This is a genomic window from Candidatus Kuenenia stuttgartiensis (assembly GCF_900232105.1).
Taxonomy (GTDB): Bacteria; Planctomycetota; Brocadiia; order Brocadiales; family Brocadiaceae; genus Kuenenia; species Kuenenia stuttgartiensis_A.
On record NZ_LT934425.1, the window covers coordinates 4,173,876 to 4,188,325 of the forward strand.

General features: G+C 40.1%; 16 protein-coding genes and 1 tRNA gene. 5 read left to right on the plus strand and 12 right to left on the minus strand.

Annotation, left to right across the window (positions count from 1 at the left end):
• Nucleotides 1-217 precede the first annotated feature (217 nt).
• Complete coding sequence (locus KSMBR1_RS22550) at nucleotides 218-394, minus strand: hypothetical protein (RefSeq protein WP_230405831.1); 177 nt, start codon at nucleotides 392-394, stop codon at nucleotides 218-220.
• On the opposite strand from KSMBR1_RS22550, the gene KSMBR1_RS19470 reads away from it, so the two are divergent.
• On the plus strand, nucleotides 369-1,331 hold the full coding sequence (locus KSMBR1_RS19470; RefSeq protein WP_230405798.1) for an O-antigen ligase family protein: 963 nt from the start codon (nucleotides 369-371) through the stop codon (nucleotides 1,329-1,331). The two genes, KSMBR1_RS22550 and KSMBR1_RS19470, sit on opposite strands and share 26 nt — an antisense overlap.
• A 347-nt stretch (nucleotides 1,332-1,678) precedes the next feature.
• Here the strand turns inward: KSMBR1_RS19470 and KSMBR1_RS23790 are convergent, their stop codons facing one another.
• Nucleotides 1,679-2,014 (minus strand): transposase, encoded by a 336-nt coding sequence (locus KSMBR1_RS23790; RefSeq protein WP_099326467.1) that lies wholly within the window; start codon nucleotides 2,012-2,014, stop codon nucleotides 1,679-1,681.
• A 41-nt stretch (nucleotides 2,015-2,055) separates the two neighbouring features.
• Nucleotides 2,056-3,438, minus strand: a complete 1,383-nt coding sequence (locus tag KSMBR1_RS19480; RefSeq protein ID WP_099326687.1) for an ISAs1 family transposase — start codon at nucleotides 3,436-3,438, stop codon at nucleotides 2,056-2,058.
• A 414-nt stretch (nucleotides 3,439-3,852) separates the two neighbouring features.
• Between KSMBR1_RS19480 and KSMBR1_RS19485 the strand changes: the two genes are divergently transcribed.
• The 3 genes from KSMBR1_RS19485 to KSMBR1_RS19495 all read left to right on the plus strand — a co-directional run bounded on the left by KSMBR1_RS19485 (nucleotide 3,853) and on the right by KSMBR1_RS19495 (nucleotide 5,057).
• A complete protein-coding gene (locus KSMBR1_RS19485) occupies nucleotides 3,853-4,053 on the plus strand; it encodes a hypothetical protein (protein ID WP_099326774.1) in 201 nt (66 codons plus the stop codon).
• The gene (locus KSMBR1_RS23795) at nucleotides 4,054-4,314 is read left to right on the plus strand and encodes a type II toxin-antitoxin system RelE family toxin (protein WP_099326775.1); all 261 of its coding nucleotides are present in this window, start codon (nucleotides 4,054-4,056) and stop codon (nucleotides 4,312-4,314) included.
• Nucleotides 4,315-4,748: 434 nt separating this feature from the next.
• A complete protein-coding gene (locus tag KSMBR1_RS19495; RefSeq protein WP_099326776.1) occupies nucleotides 4,749-5,057 on the plus strand; it encodes a hypothetical protein in 309 nt (102 codons plus the stop codon).
• A 204-nt stretch (nucleotides 5,058-5,261) separates the two neighbouring features.
• On the opposite strand, the gene polX is transcribed toward KSMBR1_RS19495, so the two are convergent.
• The 5 genes from polX to KSMBR1_RS19520 all read right to left on the minus strand — a co-directional run bounded on the left by polX (nucleotide 5,262) and on the right by KSMBR1_RS19520 (nucleotide 10,905).
• Nucleotides 5,262-6,998, minus strand: coding sequence for a DNA polymerase/3'-5' exonuclease PolX (gene polX / locus KSMBR1_RS19500; protein ID WP_099326777.1), 1,737 nt, complete (start codon nucleotides 6,996-6,998; stop codon nucleotides 5,262-5,264).
• A 410-nt stretch (nucleotides 6,999-7,408) separates the two neighbouring features.
• Nucleotides 7,409-7,482 (minus strand) — tRNA-Asp (locus KSMBR1_RS19505).
• 167 nt (nucleotides 7,483-7,649) lie between these two features.
• Nucleotides 7,650-8,819 carry a sulfate adenylyltransferase gene (gene sat / locus KSMBR1_RS19510; RefSeq protein WP_099326778.1) on the minus strand — a complete coding sequence of 390 codons (1,170 nt, stop codon included), beginning with the start codon at nucleotides 8,817-8,819 and terminating at the stop codon, nucleotides 7,650-7,652.
• A gap of 95 nt (nucleotides 8,820-8,914) precedes the next feature.
• Entirely contained in the window at nucleotides 8,915-9,232 is a 318-nt protein-coding gene (locus KSMBR1_RS19515) for an adenylylsulfate reductase (RefSeq protein WP_099326779.1), read from the minus strand.
• Nucleotides 9,232-10,905, minus strand: coding sequence for an adenylyl-sulfate reductase subunit alpha (locus KSMBR1_RS19520; RefSeq protein ID WP_099326780.1), 1,674 nt, complete (start codon nucleotides 10,903-10,905; stop codon nucleotides 9,232-9,234). Before KSMBR1_RS19520 ends, KSMBR1_RS19515 begins: the two co-directional genes overlap by 1 nt.
• 420 nt (nucleotides 10,906-11,325) lie before the next feature.
• On the opposite strand from KSMBR1_RS19520, the gene KSMBR1_RS19525 reads away from it, so the two are divergent.
• A complete protein-coding gene (locus KSMBR1_RS19525; protein ID WP_157820743.1) occupies nucleotides 11,326-11,799 on the plus strand; it encodes a hypothetical protein in 474 nt (157 codons plus the stop codon).
• A 41-nt stretch (nucleotides 11,800-11,840) separates the two neighbouring features.
• Here KSMBR1_RS19525 and KSMBR1_RS19530 read toward each other — a convergent pair whose 3' ends face one another.
• From KSMBR1_RS19530 to KSMBR1_RS19545, 4 genes are all read right to left on the minus strand, one after another.
• Nucleotides 11,841-12,179 carry a rhodanese-like domain-containing protein gene (locus KSMBR1_RS19530; RefSeq protein WP_230408023.1) on the minus strand — a complete coding sequence of 113 codons (339 nt, stop codon included), beginning with the start codon at nucleotides 12,177-12,179 and terminating at the stop codon, nucleotides 11,841-11,843.
• 180 nt (nucleotides 12,180-12,359) lie between these two features.
• Nucleotides 12,360-13,646: a nucleotidyltransferase domain-containing protein gene (locus KSMBR1_RS19535; protein WP_099326782.1), complete on the minus strand. Its 1,287-nt coding sequence runs from the start codon at nucleotides 13,644-13,646 to the stop codon at nucleotides 12,360-12,362.
• Between the two features lie 32 nt (nucleotides 13,647-13,678).
• The gene (locus KSMBR1_RS19540) at nucleotides 13,679-14,167 is read right to left on the minus strand and encodes a lasso peptide biosynthesis B2 protein (protein WP_099326783.1); all 489 of its coding nucleotides are present in this window, start codon (nucleotides 14,165-14,167) and stop codon (nucleotides 13,679-13,681) included.
• Nucleotides 14,160-14,444 carry a PqqD family protein gene (locus tag KSMBR1_RS19545; RefSeq protein ID WP_099326784.1) on the minus strand — a complete coding sequence of 95 codons (285 nt, stop codon included), beginning with the start codon at nucleotides 14,442-14,444 and terminating at the stop codon, nucleotides 14,160-14,162. The genes KSMBR1_RS19540 and KSMBR1_RS19545 overlap by 8 nt, the downstream gene beginning before the upstream one ends.
• Nucleotides 14,445-14,450 lie beyond the last annotated feature (6 nt).

Genomic DNA, 14,450 nt, shown 5'->3' on the forward strand with positions numbered 1-14,450 from the left:
AGGGCTTCGATGAATTAAAAAGATGGGCATGCCTTTTCACTCTTTTCCTTGCGGCTTCACAAATAAGGTGGTCCCGAAATATACTTCTGCCACTGATAAAGATCTGCATGGGAATAAGTTGTTTTATCGCACTATATGCATTGTTAGAGTATTTTGAAATACTCTCCTTCTATCCATGCGGTTTTTCAAAAAAAAGAATATATTCTTTTTTTGGTTATCAAAATATACTGGCGCAATATTTATCCATCATGGTTTTGTGGAGCCTTGGAATCCTGGTAAATTGTTCATCAATTAAAACAAAAATAACGACCATTTCCTGCATATCCATATCCTTGCTAGCCTTGTTTTTTACTTTTTGCAGAGGGGCGATGGTTTCAACTATAATTGGAGGCATATTCTTTTCAGTTTATTATCTCAGCATAAAATTAAAAACCTCGTCTATTTCCCCAATAGTCTCACTATGTTCATCAAAGAAAAGAGTAATCTTTTTTTTGTGCATCATATCGTTTATGTTTGCACTGCCTGTTGCCGCTTTATGGGGAAAAATTCCAATTAAACACAAAAAAACATCACGCCATATTTCAACGATAATCAGCAGAAAAGATAATTTACGTTTTACTCTTTGGAAAGACTCGGCAAAAATGCTGATTCAGGAACCTGTCAGGGGAGTGGGTTTAGGAAATTATTTTATTAAATACCCTCTTTACAAATCGGGAAAATGGAAATGGATGACCATGTATGCACACAACGAATTATTACACATGGTTACAGAAACAGGTATCGTGGGTTTTTGCGGCATTTGCATTTTCCTCTTTGTTATTATAAGGGCTATTTTGCGGAATTTTCTTTTTAAATATACTACTGAAACAAAACTATTATTCCTTGCGCCTGCCGCAGGATGCATTGCTGCGTTGTCTCAATCGATGGTAAGTTACAACCTGCACTCATCTACCTCTTCCGTGTATTTTTTCATCGGACTGGGAATTATTTGCTCAGGGAAATTTGAAGAAACAAAAACCGAAACGCTCTTCTTTAATACTTTGTTTAAAAAAATCCTTGTTATCGTTCCCGTTATTTTTATTTCGATTTGGGGGATGTATGGCGAATACAGGAAAATTATCGGTCATTATTATTACAATAATGCTTTAAACGCATTGATTGAAGAAGACCCTCAGGAGTGCATTGAATATTCTTTAAAGGCGATAGAACTTCAGCCATACAATTCAAAATACCATCGTTTAATAAGCATTGCCTATGAAGATTCAGATCAGCAGGAACTTGCAGAACAACATTATAGAAAAGTCCTGACACTGACACCGAATCATAAATAATGAGTAACAACATGTAATGCATATAAAGACGGCTGACGCCTGCCTATGCGATGCATGCAGACAGGTGCGATCAACTAACAGGCAGGCAATACCAAACCCACAGTGTACCTTTTTTCGTCAAGCAATGAATACCCCCCTACACGGCAACGTCAAAGTCACCCTACGAAAGACGCGGATCAAGAATTTGTGCCAAAAGCTCCCGTCAATAAGTGGAGAAGAAAGTAAAAAACGATAGAATTCCCATATAAATCGGCAGAAATGAGCAAAACAAGCAAAATGTAACGGGAGTATCCCTGTGGTAACGAAAGAGATAGTAAAAAAATAAAGGCTTTTTTTTGTTCTCTACATTACAAGCGAAGCATTTGAAGTGCAAGAAAAGGTCTTGCCGCAAAATTTCTGAGCGTCTTTGCAATATTTGGTACATTGAGAAAATGAAACAGCCCAACCACAAGGTTCTTCAAAGAAGCCATTGCCCTTGGGGCATTTTGTGTGCGTATTTGAGAATGGTCTTCACGGAAGGAGGTATCACGCACATAATGAAGTCCATTTTCTATTGACCAGTGTCCGCGGGAAAACTTAAGAATGGTTTTGGGACTTGCTTTTTGTTGTGTCAGGCTGGTAATACCGTAAACAATTTCCTCGGTCTTTTTGCCGGTCTTGACTTTTGTAAATATTCTATGAATGCAAAATACCTGCTTAACGTAGGGGAAATCAAGTTATTCGTTTAATTCGGTGCTGGTCCAAATCCTGCGGATTTCAATGCGGCCATGGCCTTTTTCAATTGTTTCGTGCTGAGGGGGGGAAAAGAACTGAGATTCAGTTCCTTGATGGCTTGTTTTATGGTTTTTTGATTATCTTTCACCGTGAATATATATTCTGCCTTTTTGTCTTCTACCAGATAACGGGCGGTTTCCTTTTGCGCATGTAAGGCATCGAAAGTAACGACACGGTCTTTTATGTCTAAATCATCAAACAATACCGGAACCATCGGTATTTCGTTTGTTTTGCGGTCTACCTGAGTTTGTGCGAGAACTATACCCTGTTTATGAAGAAAAGCGGCAAGCAAATGTACCTGTTTGCCGTCAGGCTGTCTTGCACCGCAAAGGGTTTTCCCGTCAACCGCAATGGGCAGGCTTTTATCACCTACAGATTGAAACCAACGCGAGAGGACTTTATCAACTGCTTCTGCATCCACCTGCTGTAAGAAACGCCTGATGGTAGGTTCACTCGGTGGTTCGTATCGTTTCGTTTTTGCATTGTAACGGCAGGAGAGACGTTTGAGCATATTTTGCGGACAACGCTTTGCCCACTCTGCAATGGCGGCAAAGCTCCAGGCATTGCAGATGATAGCACAGATAGAAATTGCCAGGATAGAACGTTTCCTGTGGCGAACGCCTCTGGGCATGCGATGTTCAGGGATTTGCTGCAATAATTCGTCAAGAAATTCCGCATCTTTTAAAGATAATTTCATAGGCTTTGTCTCCTTTCTTAATTGTATGGTAAGATTAAGGTTGTTAAGTTGTTTTTGGACTTGTGCTTTCAATGAGCGAACAAAGACCATCTTTGGCTTATTGTGCAGAAGATAGCCTTGTGATGATCTGGCAAAACCGGTTGAATGTCCTAAAAAAATCCATCCTGCGGCCTTATAGCAGACGCCTTTAAAAAAACGAGGATCGACAAAGGTCTCCACAAGCCAGATTGGATGCCCATAGACCTTAGTCCAGTCTTGTGATAAGCGCTTAAGGTTAAGAGAAAGAATACGGGAGGCAAGGTTTGGTACGTGTATCTGAGGAAGGATCAGGAAACGTGAGTTGTTTGCTATGAGTTTCAGTCGTTGCGATTTTAAAAATGGCGGCCATCCAATCCACTTATCGCGAACGGTACATTTTAATGCTGCGGCAGCCCAGCCGATCAAGGCAAGCCATTGTCCCTGTGATTCCGCTACGTAGCGAATTGATTCTCCTACGAGAGAATGAAATCCAAGGTAATGATGCTGGCGCATCAGTGTGTCCCAATTTGCCTGGTCGTTTTGTGAAACAGGACGAACGGTAATTGAATGAAGTAGTTCGTTGTGTGTGTTATCGATTGGTGTTGTATGCTGGTTCATGCCCTATAATATAAAATATTTTAGGGGGAATGTCCACGTTTTTTTACATATCTTTGTATATTATGCGCTTATGGAAAACTTTGACAGCGCCGTGGTAGGAAGATAGTCTTCCTCTTTCATGACGAAGTCGATAGATATACCCTAAGGGGCTCTCTTAGAGATGCAGAGATTGATATTGATGAGTTTGTGAAGAATCTGTAGGGTTAGTTTTTTATGAAGGGGTGATTGGTAAAAAGTTTCTAACTTAATAAGGTACAAGGATCACAAATAGAAAACACCTAACAATTCAATACAGCGGACGGCAAAAACCGCTGCCGCTGATTTCTGCGTTAGCCCAAAAAACAATACTTCTATTATTCATGTGACGTGCTATACTACTAAAAACAATAACCTTGAATTTGAGGGGAGAACAGAATGTCAACAGTAAGCAAAATCAAAGAAGCGATAGAAACCCTTCCAGAGAATGATTATGTACAATTGAGGCAGTGGTTTTCGGAAAAAGACTGGAAAAAATGGGATAATCAGATTTTAGCGGATTCAGAAGCAGGAACGCTGGATTTCCTGATTAAGGAAGCCCTTGAAGAAAAATCGAAGGGAAAGCTTAAAGAACTATAAATGCATCGGACAACAAATCGATTCTGGAAATATTTTGAGAATCTTCCACCACTTGTTCAAAAGAGAGCTAGGAAGAATTTTGAGCTTCTCAAAAAGAACCATTCGCATCCATCTCTTCATTTTAAAAAAGGTGGAGTGCTTTGGTCAGCCAGAGTCGGAATGAATCATAGGGCACTTTCAGTTGAAGATGGTAAAGATTATATTTGGGTTTGGATAGGTACTCACGATGAGTACGAGCGTATGATTAATAAAAAGGGCTAACAAGCGCATTAAGCCAACCACCAATAACTATGCGATTTAATATTTATTGAGGCTGCCGCTTCAAGCCTTTCTTGCAAGCGTTACGCACAGGTGGTGGTTGCTTATGCGAGACGTTAGCCGTACTAAACAAAAACAGGAACCAATCAGGTTATACCTGAAAGAGTTCTTTATTTCCCATCATAACTTCATGCATTAGACCAAAATTGTTTTATGGGGGTATCCGCTTGACTCAAGTAGAGCCATATCTTGTGGTTTACGTATGTAATCGGTCACCACGAATATTTCGTCCCTTTACTGGCTCACTGGTTCAATGTTAACAGCCTTTAGTGGGTAATCTTCTATACCCACCTATACTATATGTTGTATCTACTTGAGTCAAGCGGATACCCCCATTGTTTTATTTATAAGACTTTCTACAGAAAGGAATCGGAACGATGAATATGCATAACTACCTGTTACCGTTACTGCTGACTCTTGCATTTGTATTTTTTTTATCAATGCCAGGGAGCAAGGCGAGTAATTGTTTTGCCGGGGATGCATATGCAGGAGATAAATATGAATACAAGGTGGCGCGTATCACTACTGTGGGAATCCCTGAAGAATTGCTTAATGCTTCAGGTGATGAGGGATGGGAACTTGTACTGATCCATCAGGAACAGAGATTTAAATACTTAATATTTAAAAGAAAGGTTGTTGATGATTATGAGAAAAACAAACAGGTTGCTGTTCCTTCTGGGAAATAATACCTCCTTATCGTATCGCATGAATTGAACACCTCTGGGATAAACCAATCATAAAGCCTTTGAACCGCAGAATCCCCCCCCCTCCTCTTTCCCCAGCTTACGAAGGAATGTATTAAGGGGTGGCAAAAAACTTATTTTAAAAAAGAGGTTTTACCGGATAATACTATCCGATGTTTTCGTTTCGTTTCATTTCATCGCATCCCTTTACATAGTACGTTTCCCATGCTTTCGTTTCTTTTTACAAAAGGACTTTAATTTCTCCAGCGAAAACGTATTTATCACATCTTGCGATTCCAGCCAACCTCTTCTGGCAATTCCTACTCCCAGTTCCATCATCCACATTTGATCTGTGTGGTGGGAGTCGGTGCTAATAGCTATCTTCACTCCCCTCTCTTTTGCCTTTTTACAATATATGTCATTCAGGTCAAGCCGGTCATAATAGCAATTAATCTCCAGCGCCGTGTCGGTTTCCGCACATGCATCCAGAACTTTTTCGATATCAACATCATACCCAACGCGTTTGCTGATAAGGCGTCCCGTTGGGTGTGCGATAATGTTGACAAATGGGTTTTGTATGGCGGCAATCATTCTTTGCGTAATCTTCTCTTTTTCCTGTTTAAAACCGCTATGTATGGCCGCTATCACTACGTCAAGTTTTTCGAGCATTCTGTCTGAAAAATCAAGGGAACCATCCGTCCTGATATCAACCTCAGAGGCTTTCAATAATGTAAAGCCTTTTAAATTTTTATTGAGTTTGTCTATTTCATCAATTTCCTTAAGTAATCTTTCCTCAGTTAAACCGTTTGCTATATGGAGTGATTGTGAATGATCGGATACCACCATATATGCATATCCCCTCTTCATCGCATGTTCCGCCATCTCCTCAAAGGTGCAGTGCCCATCGCTCCAATTGGAATGATTATGAAGATCGCCTTTTATATCGGAATACTCGATCAATTTGGGTAGTGTTTTTTCAATGGCGGCTTCAATTTCCCCCCTGTTTTCCCGCAATTCCGGAGGAATCCAATCCATCCCCAATATTTTGTAAATATCAGATTCATGCCTTCCGCCTAATTTCTTTTCTCCCTCGAAAATGCCATACTCACTGATTTTATAACCCTTTTTCTTTGCCAGTTCCCGGAGATGAACGTTATGGTCCTTTGACCCGGTAAAGTATTGCAGGGCAGCCCCATACTCCTCTTCATTTACCACTCGCAGGTCCGCCTGAACGCCCTCTTCCAGTCTGACGCTTCCCTTTGTAGTTCCGGAGGCAAGTATCTGCGTCACTTCCGGCATGGTGACAAATGACTTTATTATTTCTGCCCCATCATTTCCTGTTGCAAGGATATCAATATCGCCAACAGTTTCCTTCATCCTTCGCAAAGAACCGGCAGCCTGTATTTCCTTAACCTTTGGGTTTTGTTTTAATCGTTCAATAATCCTCTTTACTATCGGATATGCCATCCCTATGGAAATGCGTTGCTGGCTTGTTTTGTATAATTCTATGCCTTTTACGATATTCTCAATCTTTTTTTCTCCAATACCGAACAGACCCTTCAACTTCCCATCCCGGATTGCATTTTCTATATCAACAAGATTCACAATACCCAATTCCTTATTGAGCATCGCAACCGTCTTTGGCCCTAAACCTGGTATCTGCATGAGTGCGACCGTTTCTTCAGATATCCCCTTTGCAACCTCCTCGTATTTTGACATTTTTCCCGTTGTAATATATTCAATAATTTTATCTGCCGTGCCTTTACCTATTCCGGGAATATTGGTTAATTTATCGTCCCTTGCGAGGGCTTCAATATCTTCCGTTAAGTCCTCTATTACCCTTGCCGCCTTGCGGTAAGAGTTGATACGAAAGGTATTTTCGCCTTTCAGTTCCAGTACATCAGCAATTTTTCCGAAGAGTAATGCAACTTCGTGATTCTTCACACATAAATCCTCATATATTTCTATAAATGCTCTGTTAGTACCTTAACAGTAATTTCTTTGCATACTTCCATTCGTCAGTACGTGCTTTTTTGCAAAATATTTATTGGTGAAATACGAAATCCTATAACAATTTAGTTTTTTGAAAATTCCAGTAGGTGCGAAGCATTTGCCAGTACGAGTATGAATGCATTTATGATAATTTATAGCAAATGCTTCGCCCCTACAGTTTCAAAAAACTAAAGTGTTACTAAATACGAAACAAATTCTAATGACAAAATGATTTGAAATGTTAAACAAGCATATCTTTCATTTTCAAGCTTTGTATTGTTGGATGTTTTGAATTTGTGTTGAATTTTATGTTTGTTTGGTTCCGGTTTGTCAGGATTTTAGGCATGTAAAAAAATAAAAAACGAGGCCGACGGGAATCGAACCCGCAACATCCAGATCGACAGTCTGGTACTCTAACCAATTGAGCTACGGCCCCTTAAAAGATGTTTTTTATTTTTCAAAATTGCAGTATTTTCAACTAATTGTATATTGCTTATTGAAAGGCATTCAAGAGATGATACTGCCTTATTTCCCAATAAGCAGAAAGGATATTAGCAGGTTTTTGTATCAATTTCAAGCCTTTTGTTTTGTCTGATTTAATCGTTACCGTGTACTTTGGTAATATTCACTTAATATCTTTGCAACTTCGTGCCTTGTAAAGGTTGGAGGAGGCGCCTCTCCCTCGCTTAACATTCTTCGCACCTCAGTGCCGCTTAAGATGACATGATTTGCTGAGTCATGCGGACATGTCTTATAAGACGCCATACCATTGCACGCTTTACAATAAAATGTATGGTCAAAAAAGAGGGGAGTAATTCCTATTTCATGCGCATCAAATTCATCAAATATATAATGTGCGTCAAACGTCCCGTAATAATTCCCGACCCCTGCATGATCCCTTCCCACAATGAAATGCGTACAGCCATAGTTTTTTCTCAACAGCGCGTGGAAAACTGCTTCGCGCGGGCCCGCATACCTCATTGCCGCAGGAAAGACGGACAACATCGCGCGGTCTTTCGGATAATATTTTTCTAAAAGAACTTCGTAGCTCTTAATCCTGACGTCTGCAGGGATATCATCGCTTTTTGTCGCCCCTACCAGTGGGTGCAAAAGGATGGCGTCAACAATCTCAAGAGCACATTTTTGAATATATTCATGCGCCCTGTGAACGGGATTGCGCGTCTGGAAACCGACAATTCTCTTCCAGCCTCTTTTTACAAACAACTCCCTTGTTTCGGCAGGATCGAGTCTGTAAGCGAGGAAGTCTCCGGGTTTTGCCCTGTTAACAACACTCACTTTACCGCCAAGAAGATAATCATCCATCTTGTAAACATAATCAACACCGGGGTGTTTTTTATCGTCCGTTCCATACACTTCAAGCGATTCTTTCGTCTTATCATGATGGAATATCTCTTCCAAATGTAATATGGCAATTACTTCATTTGCTTTATCGATAAGGGCAACATCATTCCCGGGCTTAAGCCCTTCAATTTCTTCCTTACTCGCCGATAACGTCACGGGAATAGACCAAGGGAGTCCGTTTGCCAGACGCATATTATTCACAACAGTATCATAATCTTCTTTGCACATGAACCCCTCAAGCGGACTCATTGCGCCAACTGCAATCATATCGAGGTCCGTTATTTCACGGGAATCGAGTTGGATTTTTTTCATGGCGTAATTTTTCGCTTTATCCAACAACACTTCTCTATCTTCTGCGGAAGCTATCCGGTTTATAAGTTTACCCCCATGTGGAGGGATGTTCTTGACCATAGTTCACTCTTTCTCCTTTCAAAACTGTTTAAATGTATGCGATTTCTCCTGCTTTGCACCTGCTTTTATAAGGAACTAAAATTGTTGCGATAAAATTAATTCCTTACCTTTATCACAAATTCTTCTTTTTTCCCATGCGAATTCCAGATTGTCCAGATTGTTTTATCCTTAGTCATCCGTGCTTTTAATGAGGCGCTTTCGCTGCAAATCTGAAACGGCAATCTCAGTTCGATTGCCTGGACGGGGCATTCCTTTACACAGCAAGCACACGTCCAGCAAGCCGATTGGTCGCGTATTTCCGCTTTCATATTTTCCGTACGGTAGCAGAGATTTCCCGGACATATGCGTTCGCAGCGTGCTTCCGGTAATCCTTTACAGCCATTGCAGATGGTTTTGTCGATAAAAATGCTCATTATTGTAAGGGCCGTTCTTTCATCTTTATTTCATTTGTTTCAACGTCATAGACAGAATTTACATACTTAAGCCAGCGATTATCGTCTTTTTGGGGATAGTCCAATCTGGTTTGATAACACGCCCATCGGGTCTCCTTCCGGTAAATGAGATGTTCCACCAATGTCCTGGCAACATCAATCCGATCGATACACTCCAAGGCTTCTACGAGGTTGTAACTATCCGCCGCCATCAACTCCGTTGTATGGTTGTGCAAACATTTCAGCAATTGCCGGGCTTCCAGCAATCTGTTTTCATGCAACATGTAATTAAAGGAAATACCCCCGGCATATTCATCCATGATTTTTTGAAGCCGTTCTCTCACATCCAATGGTGTTATCCCGTTAGTTCTGTTTAATAAATTAAAAATCCTTGCCTTTTCCTTTTCAATACTATTTTCGTCAATTTCTTCTGAAGAGACGTTATCAATGTCTTTTAGCGCCGTTAGCGCCGCAATAGCGCCTTCAGCCCAACAGCCACTGACATATTTTTTAGGAGCCCCACCGGCGGCTTCGCCAGCGGCATAAAGCCCTGGAATGGTAGTTCTCCTTTCCGTATCAATCCAATATCCCGCCTGGCAATGACCACCCACAACATAAGGTTCCGTACCGCGTATTTCAACGGGTTTTTTTCGCGGCTCCATTCCTTCGCTTGCCCACATAAGAACAATCTGAGGGTTCATATTCAAATAATCTTCTTTTAGTTTCCTTTCTTCTTCTTCATTCAGGTGCGTTGTGTCAAGATAACAAGGCCCACGGCATGCCCTCATTTCCTCAAGCGTGGCAAAAAGTCTGTGTTGAGTCAAACATTTTCTTCCGCCCAAATGCTGATAATGGCAGCCAAGATAGTCTTCCCCCAGCGCATTAACCTGTTTTGAACAAACACCGATCGCAATTGTGCCTGTAGGGGCATTTACGTCTTTTACGCGCAAAGGGATAAACCTGTTCTCAAAACCTGTCATTTCGGCGCCAATACGAATCCCCATTGCATAGCCCGTCCCGGCATTCCATGGGCAATACCACATCAAATGCCTCGCGCCGCCGGTATTATTAGGTTTATATATCCCGGCAGCTCCTCCGGTAGCAACAATAACGGCTTTTGCCCGAACTACATATAAATTACCACCCCTGACGTCATAACCAAACGCACCACAAACCCGTTTTCCATTATAGATAAAATTTGTCGCAACGACGCGGTTTAACACCTGAGCCGCCGTTTTCCTCACCGCTTCAGCAAGCATAGGCTTCAGCCTTTCGCCAAAAATGCGAATACTGCGCGTTCCCCGGTTTTTGTAAGAGCCGTCATCATTTTTTTCAATAGGCAGCCCTAACGCTTCCACCTCCTTTACCACGTCATTAAATCTTTCCGCCATGGTAAGGACTAAATCTTTCCGTATAACCCCTTCAAACTCCCTCGCAACAAAATCAACGTATGATTCAGGGGTTTGTCCCGGATGAATATACGCATTAATAGCATTAAGCCCCATCGCCAAACAACCGCTGCGTTCAATATGTGCCTTTTCCATGATAACCACTTTGCAGCGGGAAGATTTTTTATAAATTTGCATTGCTGCAAAGCAGCCGGCCGCACCTCCGCCGATAATTAATATGTCTGCATCAATATTTTTAATATCCATTTATGGTAACACTTCTGGAGAAAACATTTTTAGGAAACATCAACATAATCAGAATGAAGCTGGAAAATTAATATGCTATGGATATTTTAATCTACTTTATGAGCGGTAATTTCGATTGTTCTTACACAAAGACCTTGAATTAAAGCAAGATTCCAGAGTTCATCTTTTCAAAAAATAACAAAGTGCCAATGGTACTTATATTTTATTAATATGTCAAATTGAAAACGCCCTTCTTCATCAATGTAAATTCGTATTTTTGATTTGTTAAGAAATTATGTAACTTATATTTCTTTATAAATGAACAAATCCTCCTCTATCCTTCCTGAGAGGTGATCTATCAAATTCTATTCCTGGTAAGGCCTTAAGGGATTGGTAAAATAAAAAATTGATAATGTTTCATGATATTTGTATAATGTGCCCATGCCTATAACGAAAGAATTAGAGAATATACGAAAGTTTGAATCTGTCGGGTTTACTCACGATCAAGCGGAAGTTCTTACAGAGACCCTTGAACAATCGCATGTTAACGGACAGCAAAACCTTAAGGATTTTCTTAACATTAAATTTAATGAGATGGACGTCAAATTTAATGCGATGGATGTCCAGTTTAATGCTCTTCGTAACGATATGGATGTAAAATTTAACGCTATGGATGTAAAATTTAATGTTCTTCGTAATGATGTGGATGTCAAAATTAAAGATTTCCGTAGCGATGTGGACGTTAAGTTTAAAGACCTTCGTAACGAAATTGACTTCAGGTTTCTGGAAACCCGTAATGAGATTGTCAACCTTGAGTTTCGCATAAGGGCTTCTCACGCAGATTTGCTTATGAAGATATTTGCAATCGTAGCCGGTTGTACCACTATTGCCGTTGCTGTAGCCAAGTTATTTTAACCCCGCCAAAGGCGATATATTCCCATTGCCTTTCGAGAGTTTCACTCCGCTTTATTCTGCCTTTTTTTGATCTCCTCATAGCCGCCTGCATTTATTACATTTAGATATCCCATTTTATCCAGAATCTCTTTTGCAATACCAGACCGCCTCCCGCTTTCGCAATAAAGGAAAATTTTTTCATCCTTGTTTTTTGCAACCGACTCAATTTTCCTTCCAATTTCTTTATATGGAATGTTTATAGCATCCTCAATATGTCCCGACTTGTATTCCCCGGCAGTTCTTACGTCAATCCAGATTCCCTTCACATCGTTCACTTGCCCCCCAATTACACAATTAATTACGACAGTTAAAAAACATAAAGCCATAACTAGTTTTTTCATAATCAACTCCATTTCTAAAATAATGTATCTATAAAAATTGATACCCTCTCAAATCCGGTATGCCTTTCCCTGAGTTTAGTGATTGATTAGCATTTTATTTGGAACATCTCAGTAAATTATAGCAGTAGATAGCTGTCAGTTGATAGAAAAAGAACGCCCAACTACCACCCTTGAGCTGGTTTAGTCATCTACGATTGGACAGACTTGAGAATTTATCCATGTATTAAGGATTACCTCTTCCTTAACTCGTGGGATCATTAGTACTATCTTTCCGGATTTTAAAATGAGGCGAAAGGGACGAATTAAATAGTATAGACAGAGCCTCTTTGAGGACAAAGGTACTGAAAACCTGTTTGAGAGAACTTTTGGATGTGGAAATATTTCTTTAAAGAGAATCTTCACCTTCGTTTGAAATGTATCCGCGATTTGTGACTTGATAAAACTACCGGGAACGACGGGAAGAGTATCTTCTCTGATAAGTATTCTTTTATTGATAAGCCGCACTAATTCTTTATTTAAATCCTCTGATTTAAAGCTACTAAGGGCATTATGAAAAACGTCATCGTGCTCCCCCATGATTTCCCTTACAATGGAAAAGGTAGTATACATTAGGGTATCTATTCCGTATTTTTCGGTTTCAGACTTAAACCTTACCCAATCAATATCATCTCTATAATATTTAAGGGTTTGAAAAATATCACACAACTGGATAAGTGCACCTTTGCTACTAAAACCTCCATTTTGATTTATAAACCGGTGTTTTAAAAAATGTAGACAGAGGTGAGTAATTAAATCCTCCGGACTGAGTATCTGTACTTTATTGCCAGAAAATTCTATCGTTCTGGCCTCTTCCCACCACCTTTCAATAATGTCATTAATAATACGAATTCTTACTGGGTGTGCCTTCCTTGCTATGTGCCAGTGAATCTCCACCGGGATATTCTTATCTGAATGAACATAACTTATATGCTGGTGATTTTCTCTGTACCAATCCGGTTGCATTTCACCCTGGAAACGATAGTCTAATCCGGACATTATTTTCTCTGCACAAAGAAGGTCTTCTTTTTTAACGAGAAGGTCTATGTCATTCATTTGCCGTAAACCAATATCGCCATAAACAGTTTTCGCTAAAGTCGCGCCCTTTAGAACAATAACTTTCACACCTTTATCACAAAATGTCTCTAAAATCCTCTTTAATTCCGCATAAAGGTACATATTCCTGGCTAAATTTCCATGATAAGCCGTTCTCAACTGAGCCATGACCTCTTGAGGTATACAATGTCTCTTACTGATATTCTTTAAGTTGTGATACAGTAATGGGGCGATACCATGCCAAAAAGCAGAAGCTAAAACCTCTTCCCAGTTTAACGGAATGTTTATTACATCCTTAATTTTCTCTCCTGTATTCCCTGAGATGCTTGCCTGAAGACAATGGAGTAAGAGCCTATTTTCATGTGATATGTTCATTATCAGCCTCCAGGATAATTTTATCCAATTTACTATATCTTATCAGGGAAACAATACGTCATCGTATAAGTTTTAGTTACTTCTGCATTTCTTTCCAGAAAAATATCCCCATGATAAAGAAGCCAGGCATGGCCCTCCAATTTCTTTTTTGCCTCTCCATCAGAGAACCTCCCGTTATATCTCACTCCAAAACAAACAAAGACGTTTATTCCCAATTTACGTAAAAAGTGATAAAGAACTAAAGACCGCCTGAGACAGATATTTTTGTCTGTCCAAAGGTTATGCCTCAATATGTAGTCTGTAAATTTTACGATCTTATCTTTCATGTTTTCCAGGTCTTTGTTACGGCAAACTCTAAAGTTCCGTGGTGCAAGCATCTTCATAACCCTGGGCAGGGACAAAAATCTGAACAGGAAAGGCAAAACGTTAATCAGGAGAAAAATTCGGGTAAAAAGCCATATCTCCCCGAAGGAGCTAAAATGAGTCCTGAATTTTTTAATAGCACAAGTTTTGTTACCCATCTACAACCTTCACTAATTTTTCACGGATAAGTTCATGAATAAGTTTCAGTACACTTTCTCTGGCCTTTTCAGGTAAAACATCAAATTCATTTTGAATTATTTCGCTTATCTCTCCAGCCGTAAGACCGCTACTGAGCATTTGCCAGATCCGCAGTCCTGTTTCATTTAAGGTGAAGTACATCTTCGTGCCCAGATGGAGAAGGACGGCCTCTTTGCCCTCTAATTCAGTAATAACAACATCAGGGTCAGGCGTTACCCTATAATTTAACTCCAGCATCTTTTA